At 72.4% G+C, this 16,389-nt stretch carries 16 protein-coding genes; 14 read left to right on the forward strand and 2 right to left on the reverse strand.

The window, feature by feature from the left end:
- The first annotated feature begins 13 nt into the window (after nucleotides 1–13).
- The 8 genes from nadD to GA0074694_RS34230 all read left to right on the forward strand — a co-directional run bounded on the left by nadD (nucleotide 14) and on the right by GA0074694_RS34230 (nucleotide 7,965).
- Nucleotides 14–643 carry a nicotinate-nucleotide adenylyltransferase gene (gene nadD, locus GA0074694_RS15985; RefSeq protein WP_091463298.1) on the forward strand — a complete coding sequence of 210 codons (630 nt, stop codon included), beginning with the start codon at nucleotides 14–16 and terminating at the stop codon, nucleotides 641–643.
- A 77-nt stretch (nucleotides 644–720) separates the two neighbouring features.
- A complete protein-coding gene (gene rsfS, locus GA0074694_RS15990; protein ID WP_091459466.1) occupies nucleotides 721–1,134 on the forward strand; it encodes a ribosome silencing factor in 414 nt (137 codons plus the stop codon).
- Nucleotides 1,131–1,796 carry a histidine phosphatase family protein gene (locus tag GA0074694_RS15995; protein WP_091459467.1) on the forward strand — a complete coding sequence of 222 codons (666 nt, stop codon included), beginning with the start codon at nucleotides 1,131–1,133 and terminating at the stop codon, nucleotides 1,794–1,796. The genes rsfS and GA0074694_RS15995 overlap by 4 nt, the downstream gene beginning before the upstream one ends.
- A 79-nt stretch (nucleotides 1,797–1,875) precedes the next feature.
- The gene (locus tag GA0074694_RS16000; RefSeq protein ID WP_091459468.1) at nucleotides 1,876–2,739 is read left to right on the forward strand and encodes a DegV family protein; all 864 of its coding nucleotides are present in this window, start codon (nucleotides 1,876–1,878) and stop codon (nucleotides 2,737–2,739) included.
- A 189-nt stretch (nucleotides 2,740–2,928) separates the two neighbouring features.
- Nucleotides 2,929–3,843 (forward strand): helix-hairpin-helix domain-containing protein, encoded by a 915-nt coding sequence (locus GA0074694_RS16005; protein ID WP_245714766.1) that lies wholly within the window; start codon nucleotides 2,929–2,931, stop codon nucleotides 3,841–3,843.
- An 8-nt stretch (nucleotides 3,844–3,851) separates the two neighbouring features.
- Nucleotides 3,852–6,239 (forward strand): ComEC/Rec2 family competence protein, encoded by a 2,388-nt coding sequence (locus tag GA0074694_RS16010; RefSeq protein ID WP_245714767.1) that lies wholly within the window; start codon nucleotides 3,852–3,854, stop codon nucleotides 6,237–6,239.
- A 179-nt stretch (nucleotides 6,240–6,418) separates the two neighbouring features.
- On the forward strand, nucleotides 6,419–7,399 hold the full coding sequence (gene holA, locus GA0074694_RS16015; protein ID WP_091459470.1) for a DNA polymerase III subunit delta: 981 nt from the start codon (nucleotides 6,419–6,421) through the stop codon (nucleotides 7,397–7,399).
- The gene (locus tag GA0074694_RS34230) at nucleotides 7,396–7,965 is read left to right on the forward strand and encodes a hypothetical protein (protein WP_425413621.1); all 570 of its coding nucleotides are present in this window, start codon (nucleotides 7,396–7,398) and stop codon (nucleotides 7,963–7,965) included. Before holA ends, GA0074694_RS34230 begins: the two co-directional genes overlap by 4 nt.
- A 184-nt stretch (nucleotides 7,966–8,149) precedes the next feature.
- On the opposite strand, the gene rpsT is transcribed toward GA0074694_RS34230, so the two are convergent.
- Nucleotides 8,150–8,416, reverse strand: coding sequence for a 30S ribosomal protein S20 (gene rpsT, locus GA0074694_RS16025; RefSeq protein WP_091459471.1), 267 nt, complete (start codon nucleotides 8,414–8,416; stop codon nucleotides 8,150–8,152).
- A gap of 237 nt (nucleotides 8,417–8,653) precedes the next feature.
- Entirely contained in the window at nucleotides 8,654–9,655 is a 1,002-nt protein-coding gene (locus GA0074694_RS16030; protein WP_091463300.1) for a phosphotransferase, read from the reverse strand.
- A gap of 142 nt (nucleotides 9,656–9,797) precedes the next feature.
- Here GA0074694_RS16030 and GA0074694_RS16035 point away from each other — a divergent pair, with 142 nt between their 5' ends.
- The 6 genes from GA0074694_RS16035 (at nucleotide 9,798) to GA0074694_RS16060 (ending at nucleotide 16,300) form a co-directional block, all read left to right on the forward strand.
- A complete protein-coding gene (locus GA0074694_RS16035; RefSeq protein WP_091459472.1) occupies nucleotides 9,798–10,334 on the forward strand; it encodes a DUF4240 domain-containing protein in 537 nt (178 codons plus the stop codon).
- Between the two features lie 213 nt (nucleotides 10,335–10,547).
- Nucleotides 10,548–12,428 carry a translation elongation factor 4 gene (lepA, locus tag GA0074694_RS16040; RefSeq protein WP_091459473.1) on the forward strand — a complete coding sequence of 627 codons (1,881 nt, stop codon included), beginning with the start codon at nucleotides 10,548–10,550 and terminating at the stop codon, nucleotides 12,426–12,428.
- Nucleotides 12,429–12,740: 312 nt separating this feature from the next.
- Nucleotides 12,741–13,025, forward strand: a complete 285-nt coding sequence (locus tag GA0074694_RS16045) for a GlsB/YeaQ/YmgE family stress response membrane protein (protein WP_091459474.1) — start codon at nucleotides 12,741–12,743, stop codon at nucleotides 13,023–13,025.
- Nucleotides 13,026–13,185: 160 nt separating this feature from the next.
- Nucleotides 13,186–14,475, forward strand: coding sequence for a sugar ABC transporter substrate-binding protein (locus tag GA0074694_RS16050; protein WP_091459475.1), 1,290 nt, complete (start codon nucleotides 13,186–13,188; stop codon nucleotides 14,473–14,475).
- Complete coding sequence (locus GA0074694_RS16055) at nucleotides 14,472–15,455, forward strand: carbohydrate ABC transporter permease (RefSeq protein ID WP_091459476.1); 984 nt, start codon at nucleotides 14,472–14,474, stop codon at nucleotides 15,453–15,455. The genes GA0074694_RS16050 and GA0074694_RS16055 overlap by 4 nt, the downstream gene beginning before the upstream one ends.
- Entirely contained in the window at nucleotides 15,455–16,300 is an 846-nt protein-coding gene (locus GA0074694_RS16060) for a carbohydrate ABC transporter permease (protein ID WP_091459477.1), read from the forward strand. The genes GA0074694_RS16055 and GA0074694_RS16060 overlap by 1 nt, the downstream gene beginning before the upstream one ends.
- Nucleotides 16,301–16,389 lie beyond the last annotated feature (89 nt).

Raw genomic sequence — 16,389 nt, forward strand, 5'->3', positions numbered from 1 at the left:
ATACGATCTCCGGATGGAGGAAGACATCCGGCGGATCGGGATCATGGGTGGCACCTTCGACCCGATCCACCACGGCCACCTCGTGGCGGCCAGCGAGGTCGCTGACCGGTTCGGGCTGGACGAGGTGGTCTTCGTTCCCACCGGGCAGCCGTGGCAGAAGGCCGACGAGCCGGTCAGCCCGGCCGAGGACCGCTACCTGATGACGGTGGTCGCCACCGCCTCCAACCCGCGTTTCCAGGTCAGCCGGGTCGACATCGACCGGGGTGGCCCCACCTACACCGTCGACACGCTGCGCGACCTGCACGCCGAGTACGGCCCGAAGGTGCAGCTCTACTTCATCACCGGGGCGGACGCGCTGGAGCGGATCCTCTCCTGGAAGGATCTGGACGAGATCTTCGAGCTGGCCCACTTCATCGGGGTGACCCGGCCGGGCTTCGAACTCTCCGACGCGCACGTGCCCGCCGACACGGTGAGCCTGGTGCAGGTGCCGGCGATGGCGATCTCGTCGACCGACTGCCGGGCCCGGGTCGCCCGTGGCGAGCCGGTCTGGTACCTGGTTCCGGACGGTGTGGTGCAGTACATCGCCAAACGGGGGCTCTACCGGGAGCGGCCGGCGTCTGCTTCATCCCGACATGCCCGGTAGTCGACCAGAACTGACGCGTCACTCTCCCGCCGCGTGTGAGACGCTAGGAGAATCGCACGGTTGATCGAAGGAGAACGGTGACAGTTTCCGACCGCGCCCACGAGCTGGCGACCGCGGCCGCCCAGGCCGCAGCCGACAAGAAGGCGCAGGACATCGTCATCATCGACGTGGGCGACCAGCTCGCCATCACCGATGCCTTCCTGGTCGCCTCCGCCCCGAACGAGCGTCAGGTGCTCGCCATCGTGGACGCGATCGAGGAGCGGCTGCTGGAGCTGCCGGAGAAGGCGAAACCGGTCCGGCGGGAGGGCGAGCGGGGCGGACGCTGGGTGCTGCTCGACTACGTCGACATCGTGGTCCACGTCCAGCACACCGAGGAGCGCGAGTTCTACGCCCTCGACCGGCTCTGGAAGGACTGCCCGACCATCCCGTTCGTCGACCGGGACCTGGTCGAGGCCGACGCCACCGCCGGTTCCGCGGCCACCGCCGAATGACCCGGCTGATCGTCTGGCGACACGGCAACACCGACTGGAACAACGACCGGCGGGTGCAGGGGCAGACCGACGTGCCGCTCAACGAGCGGGGTCGTGAGCAGGCACTGGCCGCCGCGCCGTTGCTCGCCGCCCTCCGCCCGGACGCCATCGTCGCCAGCGATCTGAGCCGGGCCGCGGACACCGCCGCCGCGCTGGCCGCGCTCACCGGGCTACCGGTCCGCACCGACCCGCGACTGCGGGAACGGTACTTCGGGCAGTGGCAGGGCCTGCTGCTCGACGAGGTGACCGAGCGGTTCCCCGCCGAGTACACCCGCTGGCGGGCCGGTGACCCCGACCCGGGTGCCGGGGTGGAGAGCCTCGACGACCTCGGCAAGCGGGTCGGCGCCGGATTCCAGGCCGCGGCGGACGCCGTGCCCGGTGGCACCGTGGTGGTCGCCACCCACGGCGGCGGGGCCCGCCAGGGCTGCGGTCAGCTGCTCGGCTGGGACCACCGCGTGCTGGCCACCGTCACCTCCCTGGCGAACTGCCACTGGACGGAGCTGCGGCACGACGAGGTCCGGGGCTGGCAGCTGCGGGCCCACAACGTCGGAGTGCTGACCGCCGAGGTACCCGCCGGGATCGGCGGCCCCGGGGCGGGCGCTCCGGCCACCGAGGCGGTCTGACTCGTCCCGTCGGTCGGGCCGTCCCCGGTCCGGCCGCCGGGAGTCGGCGACCTGCCCCGACTTCGACTAGCGTGCGGGCATGCCCCTCGCGGTCGTCACCGACTCCACCGCCTACCTGCCACCCGAGCTGGTGCGTGCGCACCGGCTGACCGTCGTGCCCCTGACCGTCGTGCTCAACGGCGCCGAGGGCCTGGAGGGGATCGAGACCCGCCCCGACGACGCCACCCGGGCGCTCGGCGGGCGCCGGGTGTCGGTGAGCACCTCCCGGCCCGCCCCCGAGCAGTTCGGCCGTACGTATCGTCGGCTGCTCGCCGAAGGTGCCGACGGGGTGGTCTCCGTGCACCTGTCCGCCGAGCTGTCCGGCACCGTCGAGGGTGCCCGTGCCGCCGCCGCCGACCTCGACGGCCGGGTCGCCGTCGTGGACAGCCGCTCGGCCGGGATGGGCATCGGGTTCCCGGTGCTCGCCGCCGCCGGGGCCGCCGCCCGGGGCGCCGACCTCGCCGGGGTACGCGACGCGGCGCTGGCGGCGGTGGACCGCACTTGTGTCCTCTTCTATGTCGACACGCTGGAGTTCCTGCGGCGGGGTGGGCGGATCAACGCCGCCGAGGCGTTGCTCGGTACGGCGCTCTCGGTCAAGCCGATCATGCACATGGTCGACGGGGCGATCGTGTTGCGGGAGAAGGTCCGTACCGCCAGCCGGGGGGTGGCCCGCCTGGTGGATCTCGCCGCCGAGGCGGCCGGTGACGACCAGGTGGACCTGGCCGTGCACCACCTGGCCGCCCCGCGACGGGCCGAACAGTTGCTGGACGCGTTACGCGTCCGGCTCGGCGACCGCCTGCACGACACGTACCTCACCGAGGCGGGCGCGGTGGTCGCCGCCCACGCCGGACCGGGGCTGGCGTCGGTGGTGGTGCACCGGCGAGCCCGGGAGTCGTCACCGTGACCGGTGGCCGTCGGCGGACGAGCCGGAACGGGGCCCGGCTGCCGGGCCCGGGCCGGTGGTCCGGGCCGCCGTGCGCGACGGCTAGCACATCGGGGGCATGATCAGGGCGTTGTCCACAGGACGGTCGCCTGTCCACAGGTGACCCGGTTCCGGGCGACGCCCCCGGCTCCGCAGGCCTACCGTCGCGCCGTGTCCGACGACCAGGAGACCGAAGCGGGCCGACGGTTGCGACAGCTGCTACCCGTGCGTACCGGCTGGCCCGCCGAGCCGTTCGCCGCCCCGTCCCGCCGGGCCGGCTCACTCCCGGAACGGGCCCGCCCGTCCCCGGGCGATGCCGGCGGGCCACCGGGAGACGCCGGTGGACCGCCGGACCGACCGGGTGCGGTGCGACCGTCCCGCCCGACGCCACCCGACGTCTCCGTGTCCGACGCCGCGCCGGTCGAGGCCGAGGTGGCCCGGTCGCCGCTGCCCGGTCCGGGGGCCTTCGACCCGGGCCGGCGGGGCGTCCGGGCGCTCGCCGTGGTCGCGGCCCTGGTAGTGCTCGGGGCGGGCTTCTGGGCCTGGCGGTCCCGGCCGCAGGTGGAGCCGGTGGCGGTGCCGTCGGCGTCAGCCGCGCCGCCCGTCGGGGCCGCCCCGGAGCCGTCATCGGGCAGCGGCGGGATCGAGCTGGTCGTGGCGGTCGCCGGCCGGGTCCGTCGCCCCGGTCTGGTCCGGCTGCCCGCCGGTGCCCGGGTCGCCGACGCGATCGAGGCGGCCGGCGGCGCGCAGCCCGGCGTGGACGTCGCCCTGCTCAACCCGGCCCGCAAGGTCACCGACGGCGAGCTGATCGTCGTCGGGGTCACCCCGCCGCCGGGTGCCGGCCCGCCCACGGCAGGAGCGGCGCCCGGCCCGGCGGGACCGGCGGTGCCGGGGGCGAAGGTCAACCTGAACACGGCCACCGTGGCGCAGCTCGACACGCTGCCCGGAGTCGGCCCGGTGCTCGCCCAGCGGATCGTCGACCACCGCGACCGGCAGGGTGGCTTCCGGTCGGTCGGGGACCTGCGCCAGGTCGAGGGCATCGGGGACGCCCGCTACGAGCAGCTCAAGGACCTGGTGACGGTGTGACCGGTCGGGTGTCGGCAGCCAGGGCGGGGGAGCAGCACGACCCACCCCCCGACCTGCGGCTGGCCGGGCTCGCTGTCGCGACCTGGCTGACCGCCCTCGCCGGACTGCACCTCTCCGCTCCGGCCGGCGCGCTGCTGGCGGCCGTCGCCGCCGCCCTCGCCGGCACGCTCGCCGCCCACCTGCTCGGGTGGCTTGGGCGACCGCGTGAACCCGTTCGGCGGTACGGATGGGTCGCCGTCGCCGTGCTGCTCGGCGTGGTCTGCGGTGGCGCGGCGACCAGCGCCCGGTTGACGGCCCGGGACGCGGCCGTGATCCGTGCGCTGACCCAGACCCGTGCCCCGGTCGCCGCCGAGCTGGTGGTCCGGGACGATCCGCGTCCCGTCCGGGGCGTGGCCGGCCGTCCGGCCATGCTGCTGGTCCCGGCCGACCTGGTCACCGTGACCGGCCCGGACGGACGGCGGGTCGACGCCCCGGTCCGCGTCCTGGTGCTCGCCACCGACGCGACCTGGCGCCCGCTCCTGCCCGGTCAGCGGCTGACCGCCGAGGGGCGGCTCGCCGCGCCGCGCGGCGGGGACCTGACCGGAGCGGTGCTCAGCGCCACCGGCCCGCCGGTCCCGCGCGGCGGACCCGGCTGGGCGCAGCGGGCGGCCGGCGCCCTCCGCGCCGGTCTGCAACGGGCCTGTGTCCCGCTGCCGGACGATCCGGGTGGGCTGCTCCCCGGCCTGGTGGTCGGCGACACCAGTCGGCTGCCGTCGGCGGTGGAGGAGGACTTCGAGGCCACCGGGATGACCCACCTGAACGCCGTCTCCGGCTCCAACGTCGCGATCGTGCTGGGCGCGGTGCTGCTGGTCGCCCGCTGGGCGCGGGCCGGTCCCCGGCTGGCGGTCGTGCTCTGCGGGCTCGCCCTGGTCGGCTTCGTCATCCTGGTCCGCCCGTCCCCGAGCGTGGTCCGGGCGGCCACCATGGGCGCGATCGGGCTGGCCGCGCTCGCGGCAGGACGGCCCCGGGCCGCGCTGCCCGCCCTGGCCGCTGCGGTGGCCGTGCTGGTGCTCGTCGACCCGGAGCTGGCCGGCGACCCGGGGTTCGCCCTCTCCGTCCTCGCCACCACCGGCCTGCTGCTGCTCGCCCCACGGTGGCGTGACGGGCTGCGCCAGCGTGGCGTGCCGGTCGGCCTGGCCGAGGCGCTCGCCGTGCCGGCCGCCGCCCAGCTCGCCTGTGGGCCGGTGGTCGCCGGGATCTCCGGCACGGTCAGCCTGGTGGCTGTTCCGGCGAATCTGCTCGCGGTGCCGGCGATCGCGCCCGCCACGGTGCTGGGGGTGATGGCCGCGCTGCTCTCCCCGGTCTGGCCGGCGGCGGCCGAGTTCGTCGCCTGGCTGGCGAGCTGGCCGGCATGGTGGCTGGTCAGCGTCGCCCGGTACGGTGCACGGCTGCCGGCGGGCACGCTGCCCTGGCCGGGCGGGGTCGCCGGTGGGCTGCTGCTGGCGGCGCTGACCGTCGCGTTGCTGGTGGCCGTCCGGCGGCCGGTGGTCCGGCGGTCGGTCGCCGTGGTGGGGGTCGCCGCCGTGCTGGGGGCGTTGCCGGTCCGTCTGGTGGCGAGCGGGTGGCCACCGGCGGGCTGGGTGGTGGCGGTGTGCGCGGTCGGCCAGGGTGACCTGGTCGTGCTCCCGGTCGCGGCGGATCGGGCCGTGGTGGTGGACGCCGGCCCCGACCCGGCCGCCGCCGACGGTTGTCTGCGCCGGCTCGGCGTACGACACGTGTCGCTGCTCGTGGTCAGTCACTTCCACGCCGACCACACGGCCGGTGTCGACGGGGTGTTCCGGTCACGCCGGGTGGCGGCGGTGGCCACCCCACAGTGGCCGGAGCCGGCGGCCGGGCGGGAACTGGTCCGGTCGGCGGCGATGGTGGGTGGGGCTCCGGTGGCACCGGTCGGTGACGGGTGGACGTTCCGCGACGGCCGGGTGGAGCTGAGCCTGCTCGGTCCGCCCTACCCGATCCGGGGCACCCGATCCGACCCGAACAACAACTCCGTGGTGCTGCTCGCCCGGGTGGACGGGGTGCGGATCCTGCTCGCCGGGGACGCCGAGACCGAGGAGCAGCGGGCGGTACTGGACCGGGTACCGCCCGGAACGCTCCGGGTCGACGTGCTCAAGGTGGCCCATCACGGATCCGCGTACCAGGATCCGGCCTTTCTCGACGCGACCCGTCCGGCGGTGGCGTTGGTGCCGGTCGGCACCGGCAACGACTACGGGCATCCGAATCCGGCCGTGTTGTCGAGGCTGGCCCGCGCCGGTGCCCGGGTGCTGCGGACCGACACCGAGGGGGACCTGGCGGTGGTGACGGTGGACGGACGCCTGGCGGTGGTGGCGCGGGGGGAGGCACCGGGCCGCCGACCGTAGAGCCGACCGGTGTCGGGGACGACCGGGTTCGCTGCTCTCTGCTCCGGTCGGTTCCACAGCCCGGCGGTATTGACCAACAAAGAGGCGGATCGAGTTATATGTCTGGATTTGCACTGAGTGCGGGCTCCGCCGTCGCGGCAGTGGCGAGCAGGCACGATGTGCTTCCGGAGCGTGCGAATATGGGCGGCGTGACCCCCGCCAGCCTCGCTCCCATTCTGCTCGTCCTCGGTGACGAGGAGTTGCTCGCCACGCGCGCCGTTTCCCAGGCCGTCGCCGAGACCCGCGCCGTCGACCCCGGCGTGGACGTCCGGGAGTACCAGGCCGGCACCCTCACCGTCGGCGAGATCGCCGAGATGCTCAGCCCGTCGCTCTTCGGCGGGCGGCGGGTGCTGATCCTCCGTGCCGGGCAGGACGCCCGCAAGGACCTGGTGGCCGCGCTGCTGGCGTACGCGAAGGACCCGGACCCGGAGGTCTGCCTGGTCGTGCTGCACGCGGGCGGGGCCAAGGGCAAGGCCTTCGCCGACGGCCTGCGGGCAGCGGGGGCCACGGTCGTCCCCGCGGTGAAGCTGAAGGGCGACCGGGAACGGGTGGCCTTCGTCCGCGACGAGATCCGGCGCGCCGGGGGCAGGTGCACCGACGACGCCGCCCACGCGCTGCTCGCCGCGGTCGGCAACGACCTGCGGGAGCTGGCGGCGGCCTGCTCTCAGCTCATGGCCGACACCGACGGGCGGATCGGTGTCGACACGGTGTCCCGCTACTACCGGGGTCGGGCCGAGGTGAGCGGCTTCACCGTGGCCGACGCCGCGATGGTCGGTGACGTGCCCGCCGCGCTGGAAGCCCTGCGCTGGGCCCTGCACGTCGGGGTCGACCCGGTCCCGATCGCCGACGCGCTCGCCGACGGGGTGCGGACGGTGGCCCGGGTCGCGTCCGCCGGCCGAGGCAGTCCCTACCAGCTCGCGAGCAGCCTCGGCATGCCCGGCTGGAAGATCGAACGGGCACAGCGGCAGGCCCGGGGCTGGACGCCGGAGGGGCTGGTACGCGCGATGCAGGTGGCCGCCGAGTGCAACGCGGCGGTCAAGGGCGGTGCGGACGACCGGGCGTACGCGCTGGAGCGAGCGGTCTTCTCGGTCGTGGCGGCCCGGCAGGGCAGTACCCGGTGACCGGGCCGACGCGTACCGGATGGGCGACCCTCGCGGCGGACGAGGAACGCTACCGTCCGCTCTACGCGCGGATCCTCGGACTGCGGTTCGTCAACCCCGGTGGAGTGCTCTGCTTCCTCTTCTTCGAGGGCACGGTGGCGCTGGCCGCTCTGCTCGCCCTCGCCGAGCTGACCAGCTGGTGGGCGGTGCTGCTACTGCCGGCCGCGGTGGCGGTGATGGTCAAACTGAACGACATCGTGGCGGCCTCGGTGGTCCGCAGCGCCTCTCTCGTCCCCGAGCAGGAGCGGGACCGCTTCCGGCGGCAGATGGAACCCGCGGTGGGGCGGGCGCCGGTGCCGGCCCGCGCGGCACGCCGTCGGGACACCACCCCGGTCGGGCACCCTGTCGACCCGGTGACCGGCCGGGCCTCCTGGATTCCCGGGGAGGTGGTGTCGGCCCCGCAGGCCCGTCCCGGTCGGCCGCGTACCCGTGACGACGCCGGTCGGGGGAACACCGATCCGGAACGGCGGGCGGTCGGCTCCGATCACCGGCCAGCGGAGCCGAACCGCCGCCAGACCCGCCGCTGAGCGGGCACACCCGTCGCCCCGGTCGGCGGGTCCCCACGGTCGCCGGGCACACGCCGGCACCGGTGACCTGCACGGGCAGGTCGATCGGTGCGGGCGTACCCGGAAAAGCCGGAACCCCCCGGGGCCAGGTGCGGCCCGGGGGGTTCCCGGTCAGATCGACGCTCGCCGGATCGAACTCGCTCGATCAGGCGGAGAGGGACTGCACGCGCTTGGCGATCGCGGACTTGCGGTTCGCGGCCTGGTTGGCGTGAATCACACCCTTGCTGGCGGCCTTGTCCAGCTTGCGCGACGCGTCGCGCATGAGCACGGCGGCCTTCTCGGTGTCGCCGGCGGCGACAGCCTCGTGGAACTTGCGGACGGCGGTCTTCAGCGACGACTTGACCGACTTGTTACGCAGCCGGCGCTTCTCGTTCTGCCGGTTGCGCTTGATCTGGGACTTGATGTTCGCCACGCGACAGCCTCGTCTTGATAGCTCGGATTTCGGTCTGCTTCGCGCGCGACGAGCATGCGTCATCGCTGCGCGAAGAGCCAGGTTACCAGGTCCCTCGGGACGAGCCAAAACGGGCGTCGCTCCCGGCGTCGCCCCGACCCGGTCCGGGGTCGCCGCCCGTGCGTCGACACCCGGGGGCGGGTGCGGACACACCGTCCGGGGCCAGCCGCCGTCGACCTTCTCAGACCGGGTGTGCGCTCACCGTCCGGGTCGGCCCGTCCGGGGCCAGCCGTGCCGGTCGGCCAGCCAGTCGAGGGCGAGGCCACCACTGAACAGTCGGTGCGCGCGGACCTGCGGCGAGGCGGTGCCCGGAGCCGCGGTGGCGCCGGTGAGGTAGTAGCCGGACAGGGCCGCCAGAGCCGCGTCCAGCGCGTCGGGCGCCGCCCCGGCCGCCGCCGGATGGTCAGCGAAGAGGGCGTCCGCGTCGAGGCCGCTGCCGTACGCGGTGAGCAGCAGTCCGGCCAGGTCGAACCAGGCCGGTCCCTGGCAGAGCCAGGTCCAGTCGCAGAACCACGCCCGGCCGGAGTGGTCGATCAGCACGTTGTCCAGGCGCAGGTCGCCGTGGGCCAGCCCACCGGTCAGCGCGTACCCGGGCAGCAGAGACTCCAGCCGGACCAGTTCGGGCAGGACCTCCTCCCAGCCACCGGGGGTCGGCCGGGGTTCCCGCCCGGCGGCCACCTCACGCCACCAGGCGAGGTCGTCGCGAGCCAGGTCGGCCAGGCGGGGCAGGCCCACCGCGACGAGGTCGGCCGGGCGGTCGGCGAGCGCGGCGGCGACCTCGGCGTACCCGGCGAGCGTGGCGGTGAGGTCGGCGGCGGTCCACGGCAGCTGCGGCACCCGCCCGTCCACCGCGGTCAGCCCCACCGCGAACCAGCCGGCCGCCTCCAGCGTCCACCGGGGCCGGGGGACCGGCAGCCCGGCGGGGAGCCGGTCGAGGATGGCGGTCTCACGGCCGTACCAGCCGACCAGGTGGGGCTGGTCGGCCGCCGACGCCGCCTTGACGAAGACCCGCCCGCCGTCGGCGGTCTCCAGCACCCCGGCGAAGCCCCGGGTGAAGCCAGCCGAGGCGACCCGTACCGACCGCACCGGTGCTCCGAGCCGCGCGGCCACCGCCCCGCGCAGCCCGGCCGGCAGTTCCGCCCAGGACGGACGCTCGGCGGTGGCCGCGTACGACACCGGGGGCAGCGAGACGGCGCGCATGACGTCCATGGTGCCGCGCGACCGTGTCGTACTCCACGCGCACCGACCGTGGTCGTACCGCTGGCCTGGCTCACCGACCGGCTCGCCGAGCTGTTCCCGGTGCCCCGCCGGTGACGGCACGGCTCTGTCAGACTGCCACCCCATGAGGACCGACGACTTCTGGCAGCTGATCGACCGGGCCCGGGAGGGTGCCGGCGGGGAGCCCGAGGCGGTCGCCGCCCCCGCGGTCGCCCTGCTCGCCGAGCGGGACCCGGAGGAGAACGTCGGGTACGCGCACCACCAGCGGCGGGTGCTGGCCGCCTCGTACCGGGTCGACCTCTGGGGCGCGGCGTACCTGATCAACGGCGGCGCCTCGGACGACGGGTTCGAGTACTTCCGGGGTTGGCTGATGACCCAGGGCCGGGCGGTGTTCGCCCGGGCGGTCGCCGACCCGGACTCGCTGGCCGAACTGCCCCGGGTGCGCTCCGCCGCGCTCAGCGGCGAGGAGTTCGAGTGCGATGACATGCTGGCGGTGCCCTGGGAGGCGTACCGGAAGGCCACCGCGGCGGACCTGCCGACGGACCGGGACCCGGTCGCCCCGCCCGACCTGAACGACTTCTGGGACTTCGACGACGAGGAAGAGGCCCACCGCCGGCTGCCCCGGCTGGCGGCCCTCTTCACCGAACCGCCCGCCGAGTGACCACCCCGCCCGTCCGTACGCCTGGCCGGCGGCCCGCTGAGGTGGTAGCAGGGGACCCCTGCTCATCACCACGTGGTAGCAGGGGACCCCTGCTACCACGTGAGGGGGAGGGCGTGGAGGAGCGCTCCGACCGCGTCCGGGAAGACGTGGGAGCATAGAGGGGGCCGGCGTCACGCCGGCCTGCTCACGTCACGCCGACCAGAACGGACCGCTGTGCCACCGATGCTCGACTCCGGCGCGAACGCTCCTGGTGCCACCGACCCGGGGCGCATCAGGAACTTCTGCATCATCGCCCACATCGACCACGGGAAGTCGACCCTGGCCGACCGGATGCTCCAGCTCACCGAGGTGGTGGATCCCCGGCAGATGCGCGCGCAGTACCTCGACCGGATGGACATCGAGCGGGAGCGCGGCATCACCATCAAGAGCCAGGCGGTCCGGATGCCGTGGACCGTTCGGGAGGGCGAGCGCACGGGCGAGCACGCCGTCCTGAACATGATCGACACCCCCGGGCACGTCGACTTCACCTACGAGGTGTCCCGGTCCCTCGCGGCCTGCGAGGGCGCGGTGCTGCTGGTCGACGCCGCGCAGGGCATCGAGGCGCAGACCCTGGCGAACCTCTACCTCGCGCTCGAGAACGACCTGCACGTCATCCCGGTGCTCAACAAGATCGACCTGCCGGCCGCCCAGCCGGAGAAGTACGCCGAGGAGCTGGCCCACCTGATCGGCTGCCAGCCGGAGGACTGCATCCGGGTCTCCGGCAAGACCGGCGTGGGCGTGCCGTACCTGCTGGACGAGATCGTCCGGCAGTTCACGCCGCCGGTGGGCGAGGCCGAGTCCCCGGCCCGCGCGATGATCTTCGACTCCGTGTACGACGTCTACCGGGGCGTGGTCACCTACGTCCGGGTGATCGACGGGCGGATCAGCGCCCGCGACCGGATCAAGATGATGTCCACCGGCGCGGTCCACGAGTTGCTGGAGATCGGCGTCATCTCCCCAGAGATGAAGAAGGCCGACGCGCTCGGCGTCGGCGAGGTGGGCTACCTGATCACCGGCGTGAAGGACGTCCGCCAGTCCCGGGTGGGTGACACGGTCACCATCAACTCCCGGCCGGCGTCCCAGGCGCTCGGCGGCTACAAGGACCCGAAGCCGATGGTCTACTCGGGTCTCTACCCGATCGACGGGTCGGACTACCCGAACCTGCGGGACGCGCTGGACAAGCTCAAGCTCAACGACGCCGCGCTGACGTACGAGCCGGAGACCTCGGGTGCGCTCGGATTCGGCTTCCGCTGCGGCTTCCTCGGCCTGCTGCACCTGGAGATCATCCGGGAGCGGCTGGAACGGGAGTTCAACCTCGACCTGATCTCCACCGCCCCGAACGTGGTCTACCGGACCATCCAGGAGGACGGCGAGGAGGTGGTGGTCACCAACCCGAGCGAGTACCCCACCAGCAAGATCGCCGAGGTGTACGAGCCGACGGTGCGGGCCACCGTGCTCACCCCGAACGACTACGTCGGCGCGGTGATGGAGCTGTGCCAGGGCCGGCGCGGCAGCCTGCTCGGCATGGACTACCTCTCCGCCGACCGGGTGGAGCTGCGCTACACGCTGCCCCTCGCGGAGATCATCTTCGACTTCTTCGACCAGCTCAAGAGCCGGACGAAGGGGTACGCCTCGCTCGACTACGAGCCCTCCGGCGAGCAGTCGTCCGAACTGGTCAAGGTGGACATCCTCCTGCACGGCGAGCCGGTCGACGCGTTCAGCGCGATCGTGCACAAGGACAAGGCGTACAACTACGGCACCACGATCGCCGCGAAGCTGCGCACCCTCATCCCGCGCCAGCAGTTCGAGGTGCCGATCCAGGCGGCCATCGGCAGCCGGGTCATCGCCCGGGAGACCATCCGGGCGATCCGCAAGGACGTGCTCGCCAAGTGCTACGGCGGTGACATCAGCCGGAAGCGCAAGCTGCTGGAGAAGCAGAAGGAGGGCAAGAAGCGGATGAAGATGGTCGGCCGGGTGGAGGTGCCCCAGGAGGCCTTCATCGCCGCTCTCTCCTCCGACAGCGGTGGTGACGGCAAGGGCGCGGGGAAGAAGTAACCCCGGACGATCACTCTCCGTATCGAAGCTGCGGATCGAATCGACCCGCGCGGAGCGCTCTGCGGGCCGCCCGGCCCTGCGTCCCGCGTACCGGAAGGAATTTTCCGGTACGCGCCCGGCGCGGGAAAGGGCGGCCCGGCCCCTTCCTGACCTGCGGCTTTGTCGCGCTCTCAGGTAGTTCTCAGGTTGCCCCCGGTCGGGCCTCGGTGCCGGATGTCCGGTTGTGCCGGTTTGAGATTTCGGCGCCCCGGGAACTTAGCGGTCACGACAGGAACGACACACCTCGTGACAACACATTGGAGGAGGGCGACCGTGGAGCTCACCGTCTGGGGAATCATCACTGCGCTCATCGTTGGTCTCATCGTCGGCGCGCTCGGCCGTCTGGTCGTCCCGGGCCGGCAGAACATGCCGATCTGGCTGCACATGCTGATCGGTGTCGGTGCCGCGCTGCTGGGCACGATCGTGGCGCGGGCCACCGGGGTCGCGGACACCCGCGGCGTCGACTGGTTCGAGCTGCTGTTCCAGGTCGCCTTCGCCGCCATCGGCGTCGCGCTGGTCGCCGGTGCCGGTCGTCGTCGCCACGTCACGCACCGGTAACCCCCCACACGAGCACCCGCGAAGGGGCGCCCGGCCATCGGCCGGGCGCCCCTTCCGTCTGTTGTACGTTCGCTGCTCGGCCACCCCTGTCGTAAAGGAATTTTACCGACTATGGTGCGGCGGAGAAGGTTTGTGCCAGACGGCGCGAGGGAGAAGTGGCGTGAACAGGTGGAAACGGCTGGCCCCGGTCACCGCCGTCGTGGCCTCGGCCGCGATGGTGATCGCCGGCTGCGGTGGCTCCGGCGAGGCCGAGTCAGTCGACAACAGCACGTTGACGGTCTGGATGATGGGCGAGGGAAGCGAGGCACAGACCGCCTTCCTCGACGGCGTCGAGGCCGAGTTCAAGAAGAAGCACCCCGACACCGACGTGGTGGTCCAGTACATCCCGTGGCTCGAGGCGCCGAAGAAGTTCCAGGCCGCGCTCGCCGGTGGCGAAGGACCGGACATCACCGAGCTGGGCAACACCGAGACGCAGGGCTGGGCCGCGCAGGAGGCGCTGGCCGACCTCAGCGGCCGGATGGACGGCTGGGCCGACGGCAAGGACATCCTGCCCGACCTGGTGCGCAACGCGCAGCTCAACGGCAAGCAGTACGGCTTGCCGTGGTACGCGGGCGTGCGGGCGATGTACTACCGCACCGACTGGTTCGCCGAGGCCGGCGTCCAGCCGCCGACGACCTGGGACCAGCTCGTCGCCGCCGCCAAGGCGGTCCAGGCCAAGAAGCCCGACACCTACGGCATCGCCCTGCCGGGCAACTCCGAGCTGCCTTTCTACTCGTTCCTCTGGAGTACCGGGGCGGAGATCGCCACCAAGCAGGGCGACACCTGGAAGTCCGGCTACAACACCCCGGAGGCCCAGAAGGCGGTCAAGTTCTGGACCGACATGGTGACCGTGCACAAGGTGGCCCCGCCGGCCGCCGCAGGCTGGAACGAGATCGACGCCCGGACCCAGTTCGCCACCGGCAAGGCGGCGATGGCGTTCGGCGGCAGCTGGCAGCAGGGCGCCATCAAGAAGGACAACCCCGAGATCGAGAAGGTCTGGGGCACCTTCCCCATCCCCGGCCCGGACGGCAAGCCGGCTCCGGCCTTCGCCGGTGGCTCGGACCTGGCGGTCTGGGAGGACAGTGAGCGCAAGGACCTCGCCTGGGACTACCTCACCGTGCTGCTGAACAAGAAGAACTCCAAGACCTTCGCCGACAGCCTGGGCTTCTTCCCGGTCTACCAGGACCTGGTGACCGGCGGTGGGTACGCCAACGACAAGGTGATGGCGGCGTTCGCCATCACGCTCCAGAACACCAAGCTCACGCCGCTCACCCCCAAGTGGGTGGAGGTCAGCCGGACCAAGACGGTGACCCAGGCGATGAACAGCTCGGTGATCAAGGGCCAGAAGACGGTGGAACAGGCCACCGCCGAAGCGGCGGCCGAGATGGAAAGCATCCTCAACGCCAAGTGAGCACGCTGACCGACACACCGAAGGCCGCCGCCGCGCGGGAGACCCCCGCGCGGCGGCGGCCCCGGGTGGACCGCCTGCCGTACCTGCTGCTCCTGCCCTGCCTGGCGATCATCGCCGTGCTGCTGCTCTGGCCGCTCGGCCAAGTGGTGTGGATGTCGTTCCACAAGCTGAACAACGTCCGCCAGCTACGTGGCGACCGGGAATGGCCGTGGATCGGACTGGAGAACTACGTCCAGATCCTCAGTGATCCGTTCTTCCGGACGGTGCTGCGCAACACCGTGCTCTTCGCGGTGGCCAACGTGGCGCTGACGATGATCCTGGGCACCCTGGTCGGGCTCCTGCTCAACCGGCTGGGCAAGCGGATGGCGACCTTCGTCGGCAGCTGCGTGATGCTCGCCTGGGCCACCCCGGCGCTGACCGGCACCATCGTCTGGAAGTGGATCTTCGACGACACCAGCGGTCTGGTCACGTGGCTGTTCAACGCGTTGCCGGACGGGCTGTCCCAGGCGCTCTTCGGCCGCACCGACTGGACCGGCTACGGCTGGTTCAACTCGCCGCTGCTCTTCTTCACCATCCTCACCCTGGTGGTGGTCTGGCACTCGTTCCCGTTCATCGCGGTCAGCGTGCTCGCCGGGCTGAAGAGCGTACCCAGCGAGCTGCACGAGGCCGCCCGGGTGGACGGGGCCGGACCGTGGCGGGTCTTCTGGAAGGTCACCTTCCCGCTGCTGCGGCCGGTCTTCGGCATCCTGATCGTGCTCTCCACCATCTGGGACTTCAAGGTCTTCACCCAGCAGTTCGTGCTGGCCGGCGGCACCCAGGACCGGCCGACGTTCATGCTCTCCATTTACTCGTACGCGGAGGCGTTCTCGCCACCGCCGAAGTACGGCCTGGGCGCGGCCATCGCGGTGATCCTCACCCTGATCCTGCTCGTGGTGACCGGCCTCTACGTCCGTATGGTGCTCAAGCAGGAGGAGGAGTGATGCGCGGCACGCTCGTGAAGCGGATCGCCCTCAACGGCGCCGGGCTGCTGGTGGCGCTCTTCGCCGCGTTCCCCGTCTACTGGATGATCGCGACGTCGCTGAAGCCGAACCGGGAGATCTTCTCCTCGACGCCGCGACCGGTGCCGACCGAGCCGACGCTCGCCCACTACAAGAGCATCCTCACCGGCAACCTGATCCCCGGCGTCAGCTTCGCTGACTTCCTCCTGAACAGCGTGCTGGTGGCCGGGGCGACCGTGCTGCTCAGCGGTCTGGTGGCGCTGCTCGCCGCCACCGCGGTGGCCCGGTTCCGGTTCAAGCTGCGGACCAGCTTCCTGATCATGCTGCTGGTGGTGCAGATGATCCCGCTGGAGGCGCTGGTCATCCCGCTGTTCCTGATGATCCAGCGGCTGGGGCTCTACAACACGCTGCCCAGCCTGATCCTCACCTACCTCGGCTTCTCGTTGCCGTTCGCGGTCTGGATGCTGCGGGGCTTCGTGGCGGCCGTGCCCAAGGAACTGGAGGAGGCGGCCGCGATCGACGGGGCCAGCCGGGCGCAGATCTTCCGCAAGGTCCTCTTCCCGCTGGTCGCACCCGGTCTGGTGGCGACCAGCATCTTCTCCTTCATCACCGCCTGGAACGAACTGATCTTCGCGTTGACCTTCATCAACGACCAGGACCGGTACACGCTCCCGGTGGCGATGACGTTCTTCTTCGGCCGGGACGACACGGCGTGGGGCCCGGTGATGGCCGCCTCCACGATCTTCACCCTGCCGGTGATCATCTTCTTCCTGCTGGTCCAGCGTCGGATGGTCTCCGGCCTGGTGGCGGGTGCGGTCAAGGGCTGAGGTTGGTAGCAGGGGCCCCTTGTTACCGCTTTTTGTGGAGCAGGGGACCCCTGCAACCACCTCAGCCCTTGACCGGGCCATCTCCGAAA

The sequence above is a fragment of the Micromonospora inyonensis genome (assembly GCF_900091415.1).
Lineage (GTDB): Bacteria > Actinomycetota > Actinomycetes > Mycobacteriales > Micromonosporaceae > Micromonospora > Micromonospora inyonensis.

Excerpts from the sequence above, each read along its gene's own strand:
- nadD (WP_091463298.1), top strand. The coding sequence starts at position 14 with ATGGAGGAAGACATCCGGCGGATCGGGATCATGGGTGGCACCTTCGAC.
- GA0074694_RS15995 (WP_091459467.1), top strand. The coding sequence starts at position 1,131 with ATGACCCGGCTGATCGTCTGGCGACACGGCAACACCGACTGGAACAAC.
- GA0074694_RS16000 (WP_091459468.1), top strand. The coding sequence starts at position 1,876 with ATGCCCCTCGCGGTCGTCACCGACTCCACCGCCTACCTGCCACCCGAG.
- holA (WP_091459470.1), top strand. The coding sequence starts at position 6,419 with ATGGGCGGCGTGACCCCCGCCAGCCTCGCTCCCATTCTGCTCGTCCTC.
- GA0074694_RS16030 (WP_091463300.1), bottom strand. The coding sequence starts at position 9,655 with ATGCGCGCCGTCTCGCTGCCCCCGGTGTCGTACGCGGCCACCGCCGAG.
- GA0074694_RS16035 (WP_091459472.1), top strand. The coding sequence starts at position 9,798 with ATGAGGACCGACGACTTCTGGCAGCTGATCGACCGGGCCCGGGAGGGT.
- GA0074694_RS16060 (WP_091459477.1), top strand. The coding sequence starts at position 15,455 with ATGCGCGGCACGCTCGTGAAGCGGATCGCCCTCAACGGCGCCGGGCTG.